Below are 15,964 nucleotides of genomic sequence, written 5' to 3'. Positions count from 1 at the left end.
TCATGACATCCGCGCCCACCGAACACCCGCAGGTGGAAAGCTTTTTCGATCACGCCACCAACACCGTCAGCTATGTGGTCATCGACCCGGCGACCCGCCACTGCGCCATCGTCGACTCGGTGCTCGACTACGACCCGGCCGCCGGCCGTACCAGCCATCAGGGCGCCCAGCGCTTGGTGGACTTCGTCCGCGCCCACGACCTGACCGTGGAGTGGCTGCTGGAGACCCACGTGCACGCCGACCATCTGTCGGCGGCGCCCTGGATTCAGGAACGGGTGGGCGGCAAGCTGGCCATCGGCGACCGCATCCGCACCGTGCAGGATACCTTCGGAGGCATTTTCAACGCCGGCGGCGAGTTCGCCCGGGACGGCAGCCAGTTCGACCATTTGTTCCACGACGGCGAGACCTATTCGATCGGCAACCTGGCCTGCCGCGCCCTGCACACCCCCGGGCACACACCGGCCTGCATGAGCCACCTGATCGGCGACGCCGTGTTCGTGGGCGACACCCTGTTCATGCCGGACTACGGCACCGCCCGCTGCGATTTCCCCGGCGGCGACGCCCGCACCCTGTACCGCTCGATCCGCAAGCTGCTGGCGCTGCCCGACGAGACCCGCATGTTTCTGTGCCACGACTATCTGCCGGAGGGCCGTGAGGACTTCCACTGGCAGACCACCGTGGGCGACCAGCGCCGGGACAACATTCATGTCCACGACGGCGTCAGCGAGGACGCCTTCGTGGCCATGCGCGAACAGCGTGACGCCACCCTGGGCATGCCCCGGCTGATTCTGCCGTCGGTGCAGGTGAACATGCGCGCCGGCCACCTGCCGCCGCCGGAGAGCAACGGCACCCGCTACCTGAAGATTCCCCTCAACGTATTCGGCGCCCCGGAGGCCCCATGAGCGACGTTACCCATCTCACCCCGGACCTGGCGGTCTCGCCCCAACTGCGCCCGGAGGACATGGCCGGGCTGGCGCGGGCCGGTTTCCGGGTGGTCATCAACAACCGGCCGGACGGCGAAAGCGAGGACCAGCCGGACCACCGGACCATGGAAGAGGCGGCCCGGGCGGCCGGCCTGGCGTACCACTACCAGCCGGTGGTGGCCAGCGAGATCGACGACGACGACGCCCGCCGGTTCGCCGAGCTGATCCGCCAGCAACCGGGCCCGGTGCTGGCGTTCTGCCGCACCGGCAACCGCTGCGGCAAGCTGTGGGAGCGGGCCCGAACCCTGAATCCCTGAATCGCCGCCCATGACACTGAGTCGCTGGCTGCCCGCCGCCGGCTGGCTGCCCGGCTACCGGCGCGACGACGCCGCCGCCGACGGCCTGGCGGCGCTGATCGTCACCCTGATGCTGATCCCCCAGAGCCTGGCCTATGCGCTGCTCGCCGGGGTGCCGGCGCAGGTGGGCCTGTACGCCAGCATTCTGCCGCTGATCGCCTACGCCCTGTTCGGCTCCAGCCGCACCCTGGCGGTGGGGCCGGTGGCGGTGATTTCGCTGATGACCGCGGCCGCCGCCGGGCAGGTGGCCGGCGGCGACCCGGACCGTTATCTGGCCGCCACCGTGGTGCTGGCCCTGATGTCCGGCGGCCTGCTGGTGGTGATGGGCGTGCTGCGCCTGGGCTGGATCGCCAATCTGCTCAGCCATTCGGTGATCAGCGGCTTTATCACCGCCTCCGGCCTGCTGATCGCCGCCGGCCAGCTCCGTCATTTGCTGGGCATCGACATGGGCGGCGACACCCTCTGGCAACTGGCGGTGTCCGGCGCCCGCCACCTGGACCAGGTGCACGGCCCCACGGTGCTGCTGGGCGTCGCCGCCGTGCTGTTTCTGCTGTGGGCGCGGGGACCGCTGAAGCGCCAGCTGGGGCGCACCGCCCTGCCCGCCTGGCTGGTGGATCTGCTGACCAAGGCCGGGCCGGTGGTGGCGGTGATCGCCACCACCCTGGCCGCCGGCCCCGGTGGCCTGGCCGAGCGGGGCGTGGCGGTGGTCGGCCCGGTGCCCGGCGGCCTGCCGGTGCCCACTCTCCCGGCCTTCGACCCCGGGCTCTGGCAAGCGCTGTGGCTGCCGGCGTTGTTGATCAGCCTGATCGGCTTCGTGGAATCCGTGTCGGTGGCCCAGACCCTGGCCGCCAAGCGCCGCCAGCGGGTGGACTCCAACGCCGAGCTGATCGGCCTGGGCGCCGCCAATCTGGCCTCCGGCGTCAGCGGCGGCATCCCGGTGACCGGCGGCTTCTCCCGCTCGGTGGTCAATTTCGACGCCGGCGCCCGCACGCCCCTGGCCGGGGTGTTCACCGCCGGCGGCATCGCCCTCACCGCCCTGTTTTTCACCCCCTGGTTCCAGTACCTGCCCAAGGCCACCCTGGCCGCCACCATCATCGTGGCGGTGCTGACCCTGGTGGACCTGCCGGCGCTGGCCCGGGCCTGGCGCTACTCCAAGGCGGATTTCACCGCCTTGCTGGTGACCTTGCTGGGGGTGCTCGCGGCGGGCGTGGAAGCCGGCGTGATCGCCGGGGTGGCGGCGGCGCTGGCCCTGCACCTGTGGCGCACCAGCCAGCCGCACATCGCGGAGCTGGGCCAGGTGCCGGGCACCGAACACTTTCGCAATGTGCGCCGCCACCGGGTGATCACCTCGCCCCGGGTGCTGTCGATCCGCGTCGATGAATCGCTCTACTTCGCCAACGCCCGGCGCACCGAGGACAGCATCTACGACCGCGCCCTGCACTGCGACGGCCGCCGCCACGTGGTGCTGCTGTGCTCGGCCATCAACCACATCGACGCCAGCGCCCTGGACAGCCTGCAAACCCTCAACCGCCGCCTGGCCGACGCCGGCGTCACCCTGCATCTCTCGGAAGTGAAAGGCCCGGTGATGGACCAGCTGCAGCGCAGCGATTTCCTGCAACGGCTGACGGGGGAGGTGTTTCTCAGCCATTACCAGGCGTTGGAAAAACTCGACCCGGACACCGCCCGCGCCGCTGGCGCGATGCGGCCTTCGGCCGCCCCCTAAAAATACCGGATCCGATACCAAACCAGAGCGACCCATTCCCGCCAGATCACCGGCACTTCCGCCAGGGCGCCGGCGGAGGGCAGCCAGGCTTCCCGGGGCAGGGTGTCCACCGCCACCGGAGTGACCGTGAGGCCCTGGCGGCGGAAGCTGAGGGTGGCGCGGGGCAGGTGGGCCCGGTCGGTGACCAGCAGCACCGATTGGATACCCCGCTCGCGCAGCAGCGGGGCGCTGTTGACCGCGTTTTCCCAGGTGCTGCGACTGCGCGGCTCGATCCATGTGCGGGCCTCGGGCCACAGCCGCCGGGCCAGTTCCGCCATCATCGCCGCCTCGGAGTCGTCCGGGTCCCGGGGCGTGCGGTCCTCGGCGCCACCAGTGAGCAGCAGCGGCAGGCCCAGCCGGCGGGCCTCCTCCACGCCCCGATGCAGGCGCCGCAGGCCGGCGGGGGTGAGCCGGTAGCCGTCGCCGTTGCGTTGGCGGCCGGCGCCGGGCACCACCACCGCCGCCGGCGCCGCCCCGCCGGGGGCCGTGTCCGGCACCGGCGCGTAGAACTGGCGCACCAGGACCGGCAGGGTCGCCGCCACCAGCGCCACGCCCAGCACCACCGTGATCAACACCCCGCGCATCCGCTGTCTGCCCGCCTTCCGCTCATGTATCCTATGGGGCTTTCCAATCGCCACCCCGACTCATAGAGATCCGATGGACGCACAGTATCATCCCAAGCAGGTAGAAGATGAAGCCCAGCAACACTGGGAAGAATCCGGCAGCTTCAAGGTCACCGAACAGCCCGGCAAGGAGAAATTCTATTGCCTGAGCATGTTCCCCTACCCGTCCGGCCGCCTGCACATGGGCCATGTGCGCAACTACACCATCGGTGACGTGATCAGCCGCTACCAGCGCATGCAGGGCAAGAACGTGCTGCAGCCCATGGGCTGGGACGCCTTCGGCCTGCCGGCGGAGAACGCGGCGGTGAAGAACAAGAGCGCCCCGGCCGCCTGGACCTACGAGAACATCGACTACATGAAGGGCCAGCTGAAACGCCTGGGCTTCGGCTACGACTGGAACCGCGAGCTGGCCACCTGCACCCCGGAGTACTACCGCTGGGAGCAGTGGTTCTTCACCAAGCTGTACGAGAAGGGCCTGGTCTACAAGAAGATGTCCACGGTGAACTGGGACCCGGTGGACCAGACCGTGCTGGCCAACGAGCAGGTCATCGACGGGCGCGGCTGGCGCTCCGGCGCCCTGGTGGAACGCAAGGACATTCCCCAATGGTTCGTGAAGATCACCGCCTACGCGGATGAGCTGCTGGAGGACCTGGATCAGCTGGACGGCTGGCCGGAACAGGTCAAGGCCATGCAGCGCAACTGGATCGGCCGCTCCGAGGGCGTGCAGCTGGACTTTGCTCTGAAAGACGGCGACCAGGCGCTGAGCGTTTACACCACCCGCCCGGACACCCTGATGGGGGTCAGCTATGTGGCGGTGGCCGCCCAGCACCCGCTGGCCCGCCAGGCCGCCGAGGGCAACCCCGGGATCGCCGCCTTTATCGAGGACTGCACCCACACCAAGGTGGCCGAGGCGGATCTGGCCACCATGGAGAAGAAGGGCATCTTCACCGGCCGCTTCGCGATCCATCCGATCAGCGGCGAGGAAGTGCCGGTGTGGATCGCCAATTTCGTGCTGATGGATTACGGCTCCGGCGCGGTGATGGCGGTGCCCGCCCACGACCAGCGGGATTTCGAGTTCGCGCAAAAATACGACCTGCCGATCAAGCAGGTGATCGAGCCCGCCGGCGACGAGCCCATCGACCTGGCCCGCGAGGCGTTCACCGCCAAGGGCAAGCTGGTCAACAGCGGCGAATTCGACGGGCTCACCTCCGCCCAGGCGTTTGACGCCATCGCCGCCTGGCTGGCGGAGCGCGGCCTGGGCGAAACCAAGGTCAATTACCGCCTGCGCGACTGGGGCGTGTCCCGCCAGCGCTACTGGGGCGCGCCGATCCCCATGCTGACCCTGGAAGACGGCACCCAGGTGCCGGTGCCCGAGGACCAGCTTCCGGTGGTGCTGCCGGAAGACGTGGAAATGGACGGCGTCACCTCGCCGATCAAGGCCGACCCGGAGTGGGCGAAAACCGAATACCAGGGCCGGCCGGCCACCCGCGAGACCGACACCTTCGACACCTTCATGGAGTCGAGCTGGTACGCGGCGCGCTTTACCTGCCCGGACGACGACAGCGCCATGCTCGACCCGGAGCGCGCCAACTACTGGCTGCCGGTGGACCAGTACGTGGGCGGCATCGAACATGCCATTCTGCATCTGCTGTATTCGCGCTTTTTCCACAAGCTGCTGCGCGACGCTGGCCTGGTGACCTCCGACGAACCGTTCAAGCGCCTGCTTTGCCAGGGCATGGTGCTCAAGGACGGCGCCAAGATGTCCAAGTCCAAGGGCAACACCGTGGACCCGCAGGCGATGATCGAGGAATACGGCGCCGACACCGTGCGTCTGTTCATGATGTTCGCGGCGCCGCCGGAGCAGTCCCTGGAATGGAACGACGCCGGCGTGGAAGGCGCCCACCGCTTTATCAAGCGCCTGTGGCGGCTGGTGGCGGAGCACGTCGAGGGCGGCCCCGCGCCGGCCCCGGATTTGTCCGCGCTGGACAAGGACGGCAAGGCCCTGCGCCGCAAGACCCATGAAACCATCCAGAAGGTCAGCGACGACATCAGCCGCCGCTACACCTTCAACACCGCCATCGCCGCCGCCATGGAGCTGTGCAACGACATCAGCCGCTTCCAGCCCGCCGACGACGCCGGCCGGGCGGTGGTCCAGGAAGCCCTGGAGGCGGCGGTGCTGCTGCTCTCGCCGATCATCCCCCATGCCGCGCACACCCTGTGGCGGGCGCTGGGCCACGATCAGGCGGCCATCGACGCGCCCTGGCCGGCGGTGGACGAAAGCGCCCTGGTCAAGGACAGCCTCGAACTGGTGGTGCAGGTCAACGGCAAGGTGCGCGCCAAGCTGGAGGTGCCCGCCGACGCCGACAAGGACACCCTGGAAAAACTGGCCCGGGACGAACCCAATGTGCAGCGTTTTATCGACGACAAAACGGTGCGCAAGGTGATCGTGATTCCCGGCAAACTCGTCAATATCGTGGCCAACTGATCATGTCCCTTCGTCCCGCGCTCGCCCTGCTGTTCGCCGCCCTGCTGCTGTCCGCCTGTTCCGGCTGGCAGCTGCGCGGGCAGACCGCCACGCCGAACTTCGAGAGCATTACCCTGCAGGGTGCCAGCGCGCGGCTGCGCTACACCCTGGAAGACCTGCTCGAACCCAACGGCGTGCTGGTGCACAACCAGTCCCCCTACGTGGTGGAAATCACCGACGAGGAATGGAACCAGCGCACCGCGGCGGTGGACGACCGGGGCCGGGCCGCCGAGCGCGAACTGCGCTACGAGATTACCTGGCAGCTGATCGACCGGGACACCGGCGCCATGCTCAACCCGCCGCGCCGCCTTACCGCGATCCGCAGCTTCGCCTACTCGCCGGACAACGTCACCGCCACCTCCGACGAAGAGGACCTGGTGCGCACCGATCTGATCGAGGACATCAGCTACCGGCTGATCAATCAGCTCGCCAACGCCTCGCGCAAGATCAAGGACTGAACCATGCGTCTGCGCGCGGAGCATCTGGCCAAGCACCTGCAGGGCGAGCTGCTGCCGGTCTATCTGGTGGCCGGCGACGAACCGCTGCAGCAGGACGAAGCCCTGGATGCGCTGCGCGCCGCCGCCCGTGACCAGGGTTTCGACGAGCGCCACCGCTTCAGCGCCGACACCGGCATCGACTGGAACGCCCTGCGCAACGAGGCCCAGAGCCTGAGCCTGTTCGGCGGCCGCCGCATTCTCGAAGTGGTGCTCGGCGAAAAGCGGCCGGACAAGGCCGGCAGCCAGACCCTGCGCGACTTGCTCGACCCGCCCTCCCCGGACACCCTGCTGCTGATCCGCTGCTCCAAGCTGGACCGCCGCAAGGACTGGAACAGCGCCTGGGTAAAGGCGCTGGACGCGGTGGGCGCGGTGCTGGAAATCTGGCCGGTGGAAGGCAAGCAGCTGCAGCACTGGCTGCGCGACCGGCTGGCCGGCCGGGGCCTGGCCATCGACGACGACGCCCTGGAACTGTTGATCCAGCGCAGCGAGGGCAACCTGCTGGCCGCCGCCCAGGAAGTGGACAAACTGGCCCTGCTCACCGAGGACGGCCGGGTCAGCGCCGACACCGTGCAGCAGGCGGTGGGCGACTCCAGCCGCTACACCCCCTTCGACCTCACCGACGCCACCGGCCGCGGCGACGCGGAACGGGCCCTGCGCATTCTGCGCACCCTGCGCGCCGAAGGGGTGGAAGCGCCGGTGGTGCTGTGGGCCCTGGGCCGCGACATCCGCGCCCTGGACGCCCTGGTCACCGGCGGCCAGCCGCCACGCCTGCCGCCGCAACGGCTGCGCGCCCTGGAAGCCCGTGCCCGCCAGCTGCCGCCGCGCCAGCTGCACCGCGCCCAGGCCCTGGCGATCCGCGCCGACCAGGCGATCAAGGGCATGGGCCCCGGCGACCCCTGGCAATACCTGGCCGGCCTGATCCTGCGCCTGTGCGGCCGGCCGCTGCCCGCGATCCTGGAAAAGTAGCCCCCAACCGGCCACGGAACCGGCCAAAACCGCCCTCGCTTACCGTTGCAAATATCCGATTACCTCTTTGACATCAGACATTTAGAAGAACTACTATCCGGCCAACGAACCGGCCAAATCCGTCTTATGACAAACAGTATTCTGGACCTCACGCCCTTTCTCCCCGGCGATGCGCAACTGGGGCAAAGCGGGCTTGCGGATAAGGCCCTGGCATTGAACCGGCAGGCCGCCGCCCTGGCGGGCCAGCTGCACCCCCTTACCGCCAAAACGCTGCGCACTCATATGGCGGTAATCAACTCTTATTACTCCAACCTGATCGAGGGCAATCGCACCCTGCCGCACCAGATACGCGAGGCTCAGCGCGGCGACTTCAGCGCCGATCCGGCTACCCGCGATCTGCAACAGGAATCCCTGGCCCATATCCAGGTGCAAGCCCGACTGGCCGGGCTCCCACCCGAACAAAAGGACCCGTTCCAGGCCGATACCCTGAAATGGATTCATTACGAGTTCTACGCGGCGCTGCCGGAACATCAGCGCTTTATCAGGGACCCCCAAACCGGTGAGGAAGAGCGCCTGGAGCCCGGTCAATATCGGCGCCGCCAGGTCAGGGTGGGGCGGCATATCCCCCCGCCCGCCGAAGCGCTACCGGTCATGATGGACAGCTTTCTGGAACAGTACCGCCCGGAACGGCTGCCAGGCACACGGAAGATCATCGCGGTGATGGCCGCCCACCATCGCCTGCTCTGGATTCACCCCTTTCTCGACGGCAATGGCCGGGCGGTCCGCCTATGGACCGACGAGGCCCTGAAGGCCGCCGGCCTGGACAGCGTCGGGGTCTGGTGCCTGAGCCGGGGCCTGGCCCGGGCCGCCGACCGTTACAAGGCACTGCTCTCAAGCGCGGACCAACCGCGCCGGGGCGACCGGGACGGCCGCGGCAGCCTGTCGGAGGCCGCCTTGGTGGCGTTCTGCGACTTTATGCTGGATCAGGCACTGGATCAGGTGGGATACGTTAGCGGCCTGCTGGATCTCGGCAACCTCCGCCGCCGGTTCCGGAGTTATGTGCAGGCCCGTAACGACGGCCGTGTACCCGGTTGCCCCGGGCCCCTTAAACCGGCAGCGGCACGGGTATTGTTCGCCGCCTTCCAATCCGGCGAACTGGATCGCGGCGAAGCGCTGGAACTGGCCGGCCAGAATTCCGAGCGCAACAGCCGGCGCCTGATCAGCCAGCTCCGCGACGAGGGATTGCTCAGCGAAACCAATAACCGCTCACCGTTACGCTGGGCCATCCCCGAGCACGCGGAACCCTGGTATTTCCCCGAACTGGCGCCGCAACAGCCTTCCTTGTAGGGGTGGCCGCGCAGCGGATTGGCCCGCGCGGAGGCGGCGGCTTTGCTAGGGTCGCGGGAATGCCCCTTGCCGCGTGAAGCACTTTATGGCCCAACGTCTTGATACCTCCTCGATCAGCTTTACCGCCCTCTATACCGGCCAGGTGTGGGTGCGCAACGGCCTGTCCGGGCCCGGTTTCCGCACCCCCGCCGGGGCCCTGCTGTACGGCGCCATGACGCCGTTCGAGGCGGTGGGCAAGCGGTTGATGGGCGGCAACATCCGCACCTTTCTGCTGCAGCGTCATCACCTGATCGACGCGCGCCTGGAAGCGCTGATCGCCGACCACCCGGATCTGCAGATCGTGGAGATCGCCTGCGGGCTGAGCCCACGCGGCAGCCGGCTGCGCGCCCGCCATCCCGGCATCGACTATGTGGAGGCGGACCTGCCGGACATGGCGCGGCGCAAGCAGCGGCTGCTGGCCCGGCAGGGCACCCTGGATGACCGGCACCGGGTGGAGACCGTGAACATTCTGGTGGCCGACGGCGAGCACAGCGTCGCCGCCCTGCTCCGCCGCCTGGACCCGGCACGGCCGGTGGCGGTGGTCACCGAGGGGCTGATCAACTATTTCGATCTGGCCACCATCAGCCCGTTCTGGGCGCGGCTCGCCGAGGGGCTGAAGGCGTTTCCGCGCGGCGTTTACCTGACCGACAACTATCCGCTGTACGCCAACATGCGCTTCCACCGCACCCTGAAGACCCTGGGCGGGCTGCTGGGCGCCCTGTCGCGCAGCAACGTGGCCTTCCATTTCGACTCCGACCGGGCCACCAGGGCCCACTTCCGCGAGCAGGGCTTCGCCGCGCTGACCGTGCACGACCCGGCGGATTACTACGGCACCCTGCCAATCCCGCGCACCCGGGGCACGCCCATGGTGCGCATCCTGGAGGCCGAGGCGGCCTGATTCCCCACGCCAGGGCTGTTTCGCGGCCCGCCCGGAACCCCGTATAATGCGCCTTTTCGTTTTCCCGACAGGCGTTTCACATGGATATCCAGCAGTACATGGCCGACGTGGGCCGGCAGGCCCGCGCCGCCTCCCGGGCCATGGCCCGGGCCACCACCGGCGAGAAGAACGCCGCGCTCGGCGCCATCGCCGCCGCGCTGCGCGCCCATCGCAGTGCCATTCTCGATGCCAACCAGCGCGATCTGGCGCGCGGTCGCGATAATGGCCTGGACCCGGCCCTGCTGGACCGTCTGGAACTGACCCCGGCCCGCTTCGACGGCATGGTGGAGGGCCTGGAGCAGGTCAGCGCCCTGGCCGATCCGGTGGGCCAGATCACCGATCTGAACTTCCGCCCCAGCGGCATTCAGGTGGGCAAAATGCGCGTGCCCCTGGGCGTGATCGGCATCATCTATGAATCCCGGCCCAACGTGACCATCGACGCCGCCGCCCTGTGCCTGAAATCCGGCAACGCGGCGATTCTGCGTGGCGGTTCCGAGGCCATCGATTCCAACCAGGCGATCGCCGAGTGCCTGCGCGCCGGGCTGCGCGAAGCGGGCCTGCCGGACACCGCCGTGCAGGTGATCGAGACCACCGACCGGGCCGCCGTGGGCGAACTGATCCGCCACCCCGAGTTCGTGGACGTGATCGTGCCGCGCGGCGGCAAGGGCCTGATCGAGCGCATCAGCGCCGAGGCGCGGGTGCCGGTGATCAAGCACCTGGACGGCAACTGCCATGTGTTCATCGACGCGGACGCGGACCCGGCCAAGGCGGTGAAGGTGGCCTACAACGCCAAGACCCAGCGCTACGGCACCTGCAATACCCTGGAAACCCTGCTGGTGCACGCCGGCATCGCCGAGCGCGTGCTGCCGGAGCTGGCCGACCAGTACCGCCAGGCCGGCGTCGAGCTGCGCGGCTGCGAGCGGGCGCGCAAACTGCTGGGCGACGGCGTGGCCGAGGCCACCGAGACCGACTGGGAAGAGGAATACCTGGCGCCGGTGCTGGCCATCCGCGTGGTGGACGACCTGGACCAGGCCATGGACCACATCCATCGCTACAGCTCCGGGCACACCGAGTCGATCATCACCGAGAACTACAGCCACGCCCGCCGTTTCCTGGCGGAGGTGGACTCCAGCTCGGTGATGGTGAACGCCTCCACCCGCTTCGCCGACGGCTTCGAGTACGGTCTGGGCGCCGAGATCGGGATTTCCACCGACAAGCTGCACGCCCGGGGCCCGGTGGGCCTGGAAGGGCTCACCAGCCAGAAGTGGGTGGTGTTCGGCGACGGCCATGTGCGCCAATAGCAGGGGCCGGTTCTGAAACCCTTGATTCTGTTCGGCGGCACCTTCGACCCGATTCACCGGGCTCATGTGCGCGCCGCCCTGGCGGTATCGCGGGCCCTGGGCGACGCGCCGGTGCACCTGCTGCCCAACGCGGTGCCGCCGCACCGGGCCCAGCCCCAGGCCAGCGGCGCCCAGCGCCTGGCCATGGTGCGCCAGGCCTGCGCCGGCTATCCGCAGCTGGTCGCCGACGACTGGGAGCTGCGCGAACGGGGCGGCGCGCCCTCCTTTACCCTGAACACCCTCAAGCATTTCCGCCGCCTGATCGGCCGGCGGCCGCTGGTGTTCGTGGTCGGCGCCGACAGCTTCGCCCATCTGGACCGCTGGCACCGCTGGCGGGAATACGCCGCCCTCTGCCACCTGGCGGTGGTGCCGCGCCCCGGCGCGGCGCCGGCGCCGCTGCGGGTGCAGCGCGCCTTCCCTCGGGCCGGCGGCCGGCTGCTGCGCGCCCGCCCGGCCGGGCGCCGGCTGATGCTGGCCCGGCCGGTGCTGGACGTGGCCGCCACCGATATTCGCGAGACCCTGCGCGCCCACGGCGACAGCCCGCTGCTGACCCCGGCGGTGCGCGCCCATATCCATCGCCATGGGCTGTATAATCAGTCCGCTCATCGCGGCGACACCGCCGACAACCCTGTGCACGTACCGAACGAGGCCCCATGAGTTCCCAACCCCCTTTGCTGGATCTGGTGCTCGACGCCCTGGAAGAACTGAAAGCCAAGAACGTAGCCAGCCTGGACGTGCGCGCCATGACCAGCGTGGCCGATGACATGGTGATCGCCAGCGGCACCTCCAGCCGCCACGTCAAGGCGCTGGCCGACAACGTGATGGAAAAGGCCAAGCAGGCCGGCTACGCGCCCCTGGGCACCGAAGGCGAGCGCGGCGCGGAGTGGATCCTGGTGGATCTGGGCGACGTGATCGTGCATCTGATGCTGCCCGCCACCCGCGAGTTCTACGACCTGGAGCGGCTCTGGAAGACCCCGGACCACCACCCGGACCGCGACCAGCGCGACCATTGAAACCGGCGGTCCCCGCCGGTGCGGCGCTTCGCCGCGTTCTTGTTCCCGGGTCGCGAACCCGTGTCCGAGCCAGTGTCTGGGAGAGCCTAGCCTTGCGCATTCACCTTCTCGCCGTCGGCACCAAAATGCCCGCCTGGGTCAACGACGGCTTCCGCGAATACCAGAAACGGATGCCGCCGGACATGCGTCTGGAACTTGAGGAGATTCCGTTGCCTAAACGTTCCAGGGGCGACACCGCCGCGCTGGTGCGGGCGGAAGGCGAAGCGCTGGAAAAACGGCTGGAAAAGCACCCCACCGCCCACCGGGTGGCCCTGGAGGTCACCGGCCGCGCGCTGGATACGCCCGCGCTGAGCGAAAAACTGGCGACCCTGCGCGATCTGGGTCAGGATCTGGCGATTCTGGTGGGCGGCCCGGACGGGCTCTGCCCGCGGGTGTCCGCCGCCGCCCATGAACGCTGGTCCCTGTCGTCGCTGACCCTGCCGCACCCGCTGGTGCGGGTGCTGCTGGCCGAGCAGCTGTATCGGGGCTGGACGCTGCTGGCCGGCCATCCTTATCACCGCTAACGATTCGAACCACGGGCATCCATGCGCCGACCACTGACCCTCAAGGACCATCATCACGAGCAGCGGATTTTCAGCTTCCGCCTGCTGGTGGCCGCCTTTCTGGTGGTCGCCCTGTCGCTGGTGCTGGTGGGGCGCATGGCCTGGCTGCAGATCTCCCAGCACAGCCGCTACACCACCCTGAGCGACGAGAACCGGGTGCAGACCCAGGCGGTGCCGCCGCCGCGCGGCCTGATCACCGACCGCAACGGCGAGATTCTGGCCGCCAACCGGCCGGACTTCGCGGTGGAGCTGATCATCGAACAGGTCCCCGACCTGGAGGCCACCCTGACCCGCATCGGCGAACTGGTGACCCTGGCGCCGGACGATCTGGAACGCTTCCGGCGGCGCCTGGCCAGCCCGCGCCGGCCCTGGGACCCGATCCCCCTGCGCGGCCGTCTCAGCGAAGAGGAAATCGCCCGCCTGACCGTCAACCAGCATCGCCTGCCCGGGGTGCGGGTGGCCGCCAACCTGGTGCGCCACTACCCCCACGGCAAGCTGTTTTCCCATGTGCTCGGCTACGTGAACCGGCTCAACGCCGAGGATCTGGACGCCATGACGCTCACCGAGCAGTCCAACTACGCCGGCACCCATTACTACGGGCGCACCGGCATCGAGCGCTATTACGAGCAGCGCCTGCACGGCAAGGTGGGTTACCGCCAGGTGGAGACCAACGCCCGGGGCCGGATTTTGCGCGTGCTGGAGGAACAGCCGCCGCGGCCCGGCGCCAACCTGCGCCTGACCCTGGACATGAAGGTACAGCGGGCCGCCTACGACGCCCTTGGCGACCGGCGCGGCGCGGTGGTCGCCATCGACCCCCGGGACGGCAGCGTGCTGGCGTTCGTCAGCCGGCCGGGCTTCGAGCCCAACCTGTTCGTCAACGGCATCTCCCACCAGGACTACGCGCGCTACCGGGAAGACCACGACAACCCGCTGTTCAACCGCGCCCTGCAGGGCCGCTACCCACCGGGCTCCACGGTGAAGCCCTTTATCGGCCTGGCCGGCCTGGACGCCGGCGTCACCGACTGGCAGCGCACCATTTTCGATCCGGGCTACTACCAGCTGGAGGACAACCCGCACCGCTACCGGGACTGGAAGCGCTGGGGGCACGGCTGGGTGGACATGACCAAGGCGGTGGTGGAGTCCTGCGACACCTATTTCTACGATCTGGGCTTCAAGCTGGGCATCGCCCGCATGCACGATTTCCTGTCCGACTTCTCCCTGGGCCAGCCCACCGGCATCGACCTGCTCAATGAATCCGCCGGCCTGCTGCCCTCCAAGGAATGGAAGCGCGCCGCCCGGGGCACGCCCTGGTTCCATGGCGACACCATCAACGCCAGCATCGGCCAGGGCTTCGTGCTGGCCACGCCGTTGCAGCTGGCCACCGCCACCGCCATCCTCGCCCACCAGGGCAAACAGGTGACGCCCACCCTGGCCGCCGACGAACTGCGCCCGCCGCCCCGGCCGGACATCCAGCTCAACGACGACCGGGACTGGCTGCGCATGGAACACGCCATGGAGGAAGTGGTGCACGGCAGTCACGGCACCGCCCGGGTGATGGCCAAGGACGCCCCCTATCGGATGGGGGCCAAGAGCGGCACCTCCCAGGTGTTCTCGGTGGGCCAGGAAGAAACCTACAACGAGGAAGAGCTGGCCGAACGGCTGCTCGACCATGCCCTGCTGATCAGCTTCGCGCCGGTGGACCACCCGGCCATCGCCGTGGCGGTGCTGGTGGAAAACGGCCGCCACGGCGGCTCCACCGCCGGCCCGGTGGCGCGCCAGGTGATGGACGCCTGGCTGCTGAACGAACAGGGCGAACTGGACGTGCCCGCGCCCCTGACCCGGGCGCCCACCGCTGAAGGGAGCGCGCCATGAGCGTACGGGAATACCTGCGACAGATGCCCGGCCAGGGCGGCGTGACCCTGGGCAACGGCCTGAGCGCCCGTCTGCATCTGGACGCGCCGCTGCTGGCGGCGCTGATGCTGCTGACCCTGGGCGGCCTGACGGTGCTGTACAGCGCCGGCGGCGGCAGCCTGGATCTGGTGGCCCGCCAGGCTATGCGCATCGCCGCCGGCGCCGCCCTGATGGTGGTGGTGGCGCAGATCCCGCCGCGCAGCATCCGGTTCTGGGCACCGGTGGTCTATGCCATCGGCGTGGTGATGCTGATCCTGGTGGTGGCCATCGGCTTCGAGGCCAAGGGCGCCGCCCGCTGGCTGCACATCCCCGGCATCGGCCGCTTCCAGCCGGCGGAGATCATGAAACTGGCGGTGCCGGCCATGGTCGCCTGGTTCTTCAGCGAGCGGAATCTGCCGCCGCGCCTGCTGGACGTGGTGATCGCCCTGGCGCTGATCTTCCTGCCGGTGGTGCTGATCGCCATCCAGCCGGACCTGGGCACCTCGATCCTGATCGCCGCCGCCGGTCTGGTGGTGTTGTTCGTGGCCGGCCTGTCCTGGCGGCTGATCGGGCTGGCGGTGGTGGTGTTGCTGGTGGCGGCGCCGCTGATGTATTTCTTCGTGCTGCACGATTACCAGCGCAGCCGGGTGGACACCTTCCTCAATCCGGAGGCGGACCCGCGTGGCGCGGGCTGGAACATCATCCAGTCGAAGACCGCCATCGGCTCCGGCGGCGTCACCGGCAAGGGCTGGCTGGACGGCACCCAGTCCCATCTGGATTTTCTGCCGGAGTCGTCCACCGACTTCATCCTGGCGGTGCTGGGCGAGGAGTTCGGGCTGGCCGGCTTCGTGCTGTTGATGATCGTCTACCTGGTGATCGTCGGGCGCGGCTTCTTTATCAGCTGGCAGGCCCAGGAGACCTTCTCCAGGCTGCTGGCGGCGGCGCTGACCATGACCTTTTTTATTTATATTTTTGTGAACGTCGGGATGGTGTCCGGACTCTTACCGGTGGTGGGGGTACCCTTGCCGCTGGTCAGCTATGGCGGCACGTCCATCGTTACCCTGATGGCGAGTTTCGGCATGCTCATGTCCATGCATACCCATCGCCGACTGATGAGTTACTGACAAGGACTTCCGAGGAGAACC

The 15,964-nt window shown here is 68.7% G+C and carries 15 protein-coding genes; 14 read left to right on the top strand and 1 reads right to left on the bottom strand.

What is annotated here, in order from left to right:
* Positions 1–2: 2 nt before the first annotated feature.
* The 3 genes from IM760_RS03050 to IM760_RS03040 are packed head-to-tail and all read left to right on the top strand — an operon-like array spanning position 3 to position 3,002.
* Complete coding sequence (locus tag IM760_RS03050) at positions 3–902, top strand: MBL fold metallo-hydrolase (protein ID WP_204427065.1); 900 nt, start codon at positions 3–5, stop codon at positions 900–902.
* Positions 899–1,240, top strand: a complete 342-nt coding sequence (locus IM760_RS03045; protein WP_204427064.1) for a protein tyrosine phosphatase family protein — start codon at positions 899–901, stop codon at positions 1,238–1,240. The genes IM760_RS03050 and IM760_RS03045 overlap by 4 nt, the downstream gene beginning before the upstream one ends.
* A 10-nt stretch (positions 1,241–1,250) precedes the next feature.
* Positions 1,251–3,002, top strand: coding sequence for a SulP family inorganic anion transporter (locus IM760_RS03040; protein ID WP_204427063.1), 1,752 nt, complete (start codon positions 1,251–1,253; stop codon positions 3,000–3,002).
* On the opposite strand, the gene IM760_RS03035 is transcribed toward IM760_RS03040, so the two are convergent.
* Positions 2,999–3,625, bottom strand: coding sequence for a YdcF family protein (locus tag IM760_RS03035; RefSeq protein ID WP_239549581.1), 627 nt, complete (start codon positions 3,623–3,625; stop codon positions 2,999–3,001). The two genes, IM760_RS03040 and IM760_RS03035, sit on opposite strands and share 4 nt — an antisense overlap.
* 73 nt (positions 3,626–3,698) lie before the next feature.
* On the opposite strand from IM760_RS03035, the gene leuS reads away from it, so the two are divergent.
* From leuS to rodA, 11 genes are all read left to right on the top strand, one after another.
* The gene (gene leuS / locus IM760_RS03030) at positions 3,699–6,149 is read left to right on the top strand and encodes a leucine--tRNA ligase (RefSeq protein ID WP_204427062.1); all 2,451 of its coding nucleotides are present in this window, start codon (positions 3,699–3,701) and stop codon (positions 6,147–6,149) included.
* Positions 6,150–6,151: 2 nt separating this feature from the next.
* Positions 6,152–6,646, top strand: coding sequence for an LPS-assembly lipoprotein LptE (locus IM760_RS03025; RefSeq protein WP_204427061.1), 495 nt, complete (start codon positions 6,152–6,154; stop codon positions 6,644–6,646).
* 3 nt (positions 6,647–6,649) lie between these two features.
* A complete protein-coding gene (gene holA / locus IM760_RS03020) occupies positions 6,650–7,651 on the top strand; it encodes a DNA polymerase III subunit delta (RefSeq protein WP_204427060.1) in 1,002 nt (333 codons plus the stop codon).
* Positions 7,652–7,777: 126 nt separating this feature from the next.
* Positions 7,778–8,998 (top strand): Fic family protein, encoded by a 1,221-nt coding sequence (locus tag IM760_RS03015; protein ID WP_204427059.1) that lies wholly within the window; start codon positions 7,778–7,780, stop codon positions 8,996–8,998.
* A gap of 85 nt (positions 8,999–9,083) precedes the next feature.
* On the top strand, positions 9,084–9,935 hold the full coding sequence (locus IM760_RS03010) for a class I SAM-dependent methyltransferase (protein ID WP_204427058.1): 852 nt from the start codon (positions 9,084–9,086) through the stop codon (positions 9,933–9,935).
* Between the two features lie 80 nt (positions 9,936–10,015).
* On the top strand, positions 10,016–11,275 hold the full coding sequence (locus IM760_RS03005; protein ID WP_204427057.1) for a glutamate-5-semialdehyde dehydrogenase: 1,260 nt from the start codon (positions 10,016–10,018) through the stop codon (positions 11,273–11,275).
* 21 nt (positions 11,276–11,296) lie between these two features.
* Complete coding sequence (gene nadD / locus IM760_RS03000) at positions 11,297–11,971, top strand: nicotinate-nucleotide adenylyltransferase (RefSeq protein ID WP_228232437.1); 675 nt, start codon at positions 11,297–11,299, stop codon at positions 11,969–11,971.
* Complete coding sequence (gene rsfS / locus IM760_RS02995) at positions 11,968–12,327, top strand: ribosome silencing factor (RefSeq protein WP_204427056.1); 360 nt, start codon at positions 11,968–11,970, stop codon at positions 12,325–12,327. Before nadD ends, rsfS begins: the two co-directional genes overlap by 4 nt.
* Before the next feature lie 92 nt (positions 12,328–12,419).
* Positions 12,420–12,890, top strand: a complete 471-nt coding sequence (rlmH, locus tag IM760_RS02990; RefSeq protein ID WP_204427055.1) for a 23S rRNA (pseudouridine(1915)-N(3))-methyltransferase RlmH — start codon at positions 12,420–12,422, stop codon at positions 12,888–12,890.
* A gap of 21 nt (positions 12,891–12,911) precedes the next feature.
* Positions 12,912–14,801, top strand: a complete 1,890-nt coding sequence (mrdA, locus tag IM760_RS02985; protein WP_204427054.1) for a penicillin-binding protein 2 — start codon at positions 12,912–12,914, stop codon at positions 14,799–14,801.
* A complete protein-coding gene (gene rodA / locus IM760_RS02980) occupies positions 14,798–15,943 on the top strand; it encodes a rod shape-determining protein RodA (protein ID WP_204427053.1) in 1,146 nt (381 codons plus the stop codon). Before mrdA ends, rodA begins: the two co-directional genes overlap by 4 nt.
* The last annotated feature ends 21 nt before the right edge of the window (positions 15,944–15,964 follow it).

Origin of the sequence: Alloalcanivorax marinus, from assembly GCF_016906305.1 — a bacterium.
Taxonomy (GTDB): Bacteria; Pseudomonadota; Gammaproteobacteria; order Pseudomonadales; family Alcanivoracaceae; genus Alloalcanivorax; species Alloalcanivorax marinus.
The sequence above is the reverse complement of the archived record's forward strand: the minus strand, read 5'-3'. Positions and strand labels throughout refer to the sequence as shown.

Excerpts from the sequence above, each read along its gene's own strand:
- IM760_RS03025 (WP_204427061.1), top strand. The coding sequence starts at position 6,152 with ATGTCCCTTCGTCCCGCGCTCGCCCTGCTGTTCGCCGCCCTGCTGCTG.
- rodA (WP_204427053.1), top strand. The coding sequence starts at position 14,798 with ATGAGCGTACGGGAATACCTGCGACAGATGCCCGGCCAGGGCGGCGTG.
- IM760_RS03040 (WP_204427063.1), top strand. The coding sequence starts at position 1,251 with ATGACACTGAGTCGCTGGCTGCCCGCCGCCGGCTGGCTGCCCGGCTAC.
- leuS (WP_204427062.1), top strand. The coding sequence starts at position 3,699 with ATGGACGCACAGTATCATCCCAAGCAGGTAGAAGATGAAGCCCAGCAA.
- IM760_RS03035 (WP_239549581.1), bottom strand. The coding sequence starts at position 3,625 with ATGCGCGGGGTGTTGATCACGGTGGTGCTGGGCGTGGCGCTGGTGGCG.
- mrdA (WP_204427054.1), top strand. The coding sequence starts at position 12,912 with ATGCGCCGACCACTGACCCTCAAGGACCATCATCACGAGCAGCGGATT.
- IM760_RS03045 (WP_204427064.1), top strand. The coding sequence starts at position 899 with ATGAGCGACGTTACCCATCTCACCCCGGACCTGGCGGTCTCGCCCCAA.
- rsfS (WP_204427056.1), top strand. The coding sequence starts at position 11,968 with ATGAGTTCCCAACCCCCTTTGCTGGATCTGGTGCTCGACGCCCTGGAA.
- holA (WP_204427060.1), top strand. The coding sequence starts at position 6,650 with ATGCGTCTGCGCGCGGAGCATCTGGCCAAGCACCTGCAGGGCGAGCTG.
- IM760_RS03010 (WP_204427058.1), top strand. The coding sequence starts at position 9,084 with ATGGCCCAACGTCTTGATACCTCCTCGATCAGCTTTACCGCCCTCTAT.
- IM760_RS03005 (WP_204427057.1), top strand. The coding sequence starts at position 10,016 with ATGGATATCCAGCAGTACATGGCCGACGTGGGCCGGCAGGCCCGCGCC.
- IM760_RS03015 (WP_204427059.1), top strand. The coding sequence starts at position 7,778 with ATGACAAACAGTATTCTGGACCTCACGCCCTTTCTCCCCGGCGATGCG.
- IM760_RS03050 (WP_204427065.1), top strand. The coding sequence starts at position 3 with ATGACATCCGCGCCCACCGAACACCCGCAGGTGGAAAGCTTTTTCGAT.